The organism is Pontibacter sp. HJ8, assembly GCF_054824225.1.
On sequence record NZ_JSYF01000588.1, the window covers coordinates 1 to 3,377 of the forward strand.

3 protein-coding genes are annotated in these 3,377 nt (G+C 47.7%); all 3 read left to right on the plus strand.

Annotated elements, in window-relative coordinates; genetic code table 11:
• The coding region (yidC, locus tag OB13_RS19760; protein WP_461491906.1) for a membrane protein insertase YidC at nt 1-1,576 on the plus strand (1,576 nt) is incomplete at its 5' end.
• A 102-nt stretch (nt 1,577-1,678) separates the two neighbouring features.
• Nucleotides 1,679-2,275, plus strand: coding sequence for a hypothetical protein (locus OB13_RS19765; RefSeq protein WP_461491907.1), 597 nt, complete (start codon nt 1,679-1,681; stop codon nt 2,273-2,275).
• A 26-nt stretch (nt 2,276-2,301) separates the two neighbouring features.
• A complete protein-coding gene (locus tag OB13_RS19770) occupies nt 2,302-2,811 on the plus strand; it encodes a DUF6438 domain-containing protein (RefSeq protein WP_461491908.1) in 510 nt (169 codons plus the stop codon).
• Nucleotides 2,812-3,377: the final 566 nt, after the last annotated feature.

Genomic DNA, 3,377 nt, shown 5'->3' on the forward strand with positions numbered 1-3,377 from the left:
TTCCTTCAACAGCAAGGGCGGACAGGTAGAAGAAGTAGTGCTTAAGAATTATAAGACCTATGCCGGTGAGCCGCTGGTGCTCTTCGACAAAAAGAGCAGCCAGACGGATGTACAGTTCACAACCAACGACGGCAAGCTTATAAAACTGACGGACCTATACTTTACTCCTTCGGACATACAGCGCGGTGCCGTAGGCGAAGTCGCTACGCAGACCATTACCTACAGAGCGCAGCTGGGCGAAGGGCAATACATCGACCAGATCTATACCTTGTTTGATAACAGCTTCCAGGTGGGTTATAAGCTGGATTTCAAAGGGCTGAACAACCAAGTCAGTGGCAAAACGCTGACCATGACCTGGAAGGACGACCTGAAGCAGTTGGAAAAAGACATCAAGCTGAACCGCGCCAAGTCTACGATCAATTACTACACAGCAGACGAAAGCTTCGATCATCTGTCCATATCAGAAGGTACGGAAACCGAGACACTGACAGAACCTGTGAAATGGGTAGCCAACAAGCAGAACTTCTTTACGGCCGGTATCATCGCTTCCAACACCTTTGCCGGTGCCAAAATGGAATCTGTGACCAACCCGGCCGATACCGTAGTGGTAAAGACACTGGCTTCGCAACTGCTGATCCCGACGGAGGATGTGCTGAACGGAAAAGGAGAATTCACGTACTACTTCGGCCCGAATGATTACAAGATTCTCAAGCACATGGGCAATGAGTTCAACAGGAACCTTGACCTGGGCTGGGGCATTTTCTCTTATGTAAATAAGTGGATCATCATACCTGCCTTCGACTTCCTGGAAAACTACATCGGCAACTACGGCATCATCATCATCCTGCTGGTGCTCTACATCAAGCTGATCCTGTTCCCGCTGACTTACAAATCTTTCCTATCGATGGCTAAGATGAAGGTGCTGAAGCCGGAGATAGACGCAATCAAGGAGCGCAACGAAGGCGACATGCAGAAGACGCAGGTAGACACCATGAAGTTATACGGCGAAATGGGCGTGAATCCGCTGAGTGGCTGTATCCCGATGCTCTTGCAGATCCCGATCCTGTTTGCAATGTTCAACTTCTTCCCGAACTCGATCGAACTGCGCCAGGAGGCATTCCTATGGGCCGATGACCTTTCAACCTACGATGTGTTTGCCCGTCTGCCTTTCACGATCCCGTTCTATGGGGATCACGTGAGTATGTTTACCTTGCTCATGACGGCTTCTACCATTCTCTATACCTGGTCCAACAACCAGATGAACACCATGCAGGGGCCAATGAAGACGTATTCTTATCTGATGCCGGTTATCTTCATGTTCGTGCTGAACTCCTTCCCAGCCGGTCTGTCTTTCTACTATTTTGTTTCCAACATGGTCACATTTGGTCAGCAGGCGATCATCCGTAAGTTTGTGGACGAAGGCAAGATCAGAGCAAAGCTGGAAGAAAACAGAGACAAGCGCAAAGAGAAGAAAAAAACAGGCGGTCCATCATTCACGGAGCGTATGCAGGAAGCCATGCGGACGGCATCTGAAAAAGAGCAGCAACGCCGCAACAATCCTAAACTAAAAAAATAAGCTGAAGCTATACCTGCAAAAAGCCTTTCCGTTAACCGGAAAGGCTTTTTTGTTTGGCTGAAGTTGGAGCCCACACGTATAGAGGTCTAACTATATACATTTATGCAAAAGAACACGCGCTCCCGTTTCCTGCTCCTTTTGGTGCTTATACCTTTGTCCCTGAGCTGTCAGCAAAAGACAGAAGAAGACAAAACGCTTGCCAGCACGCACCCCAGGCTGGAAAAACAACTTGAAAAAGACACCGTTCGTGCCCCTGACTCATTGGATGAGAACCCAGATGTGTACCAGCACTACCGCCTCCGGATGGATGCGTATCAGACAGACGAAGCCTATCGCGTAGACGAAAGATACAAAGGTATACTGGCTCCGCTGGAGGAAAACAGCCATCCCGATGTCGCCAAATTGCGGTCTGCGCTGCAAAGTGGCCTGAAACAGGGAGTGAACTTTGCCGGGCAGTATACCGTGGTGACAGTGGATTGCGGCACTACCTGCCAAGACCATTACGTAGTAGACCGCACCAACGGCAAGATTCTGGACAAGGTACAGAGCAGCATCGGTGCCCGCTATACCCCGGATAGCCGTATATTCATCGTCAACCCGCCTGATTCCTCGTTAAACTACATCGATTGCCCTTATTGCGAGCCGGCCGCCTATGTGTTTGAAAACGACAAGTTCAGGAAGCTTCCGCAGGGCCAATAGCCATCCTATACCTGACCGCACTTGGAATGAAAAATATGCTAGCGCTCTTATCACTGTTCCTGCTGTCCCTCCTGCCCTTCCTGAGTCTGGCGGTTCTGGGCAGTTGCCGTAGTCCTCAGATTTCAGCGCAGCCGCAGTCCAATACCCCTTTCCTCCTCTTTCAGAAGACACCTTGCCTGGGTGTTTGCCCCTCCTACGAAGCTGCCATTGCGACCAATGGCACCATACGTTACGTGGGTTGGGAACATGTGCCCGTAAAAGACACCGTGTACTTCCGGCTGCAGGAAGCGGAAATGAAAGCACTCCGGCAAGAGGTGGAGCAGCTGAATATCCCAGCCCTCAGCAGTACCTACCTGACCGACTGGTCCGATATGCCGTCCACGATCACTACTTTTTACCAGGATGGAAAAGAGGTAAAACGGGTAAAGCAAGAAGAAGGCGGCCCGCAGGCCTTGCTCACCTTTCAGGAAAACCTGCACCAACGCATCATGAAGCTGGTGGAAGCGGAAGCGCAGAAGCGCCTGCCTCGGGAGTAATTCGTTTCTTTCCTGCCACCTGGCATGGATTTATTTCCTGACTTTATTTTGAATTCAAGATGGCCCCTCCTTTACTACTACTTCTATACCTTCTCCGTTGCCTGAGCCCACATTTTTTGTATATATATCAAAAATTCTAGTATTTAATATAGGTAAAGCAATCCGCTTGATTGTTAGCTATTTGATAACCATTCCTTTTCACACCCGTAAAAAAACAAGAAACCAACAGTGATAAAAATTTGAAAAATTATATTTATATATAGTCTTTATGTATATTTATATGGTTTATACTTTTTAAAATACAAAGTCTTTAACCTGATCAAAAACAAATAATCTATAAATATTATGCAATTTTCAGACCCACAGGACAGGGACATCCAGAAAAGCTAAATTCAGATTAAGGAATGCGATGAAATCAAGCTTTACTTTCTGTCAGTGTGGGCATGAGCTTAACCTTCACAAGCAAGGTTTACTTGCCTGTGAAGGTTAAACACGGTATATAGAAAAACGGAGCGTGGAGACAAACCCGGTCAATTAGTTGATGAATTGTCTCTTATGTAACATTT

Coding starts and splice junctions, on each gene's coding strand:
- OB13_RS19765 (WP_461491907.1), top strand. CDS start 1,679: ATGCAAAAGAACACGCGCTCCCGTTTCCTGCTCCTTTTGGTGCTTATA.
- OB13_RS19770 (WP_461491908.1), top strand. CDS start 2,302: ATGAAAAATATGCTAGCGCTCTTATCACTGTTCCTGCTGTCCCTCCTG.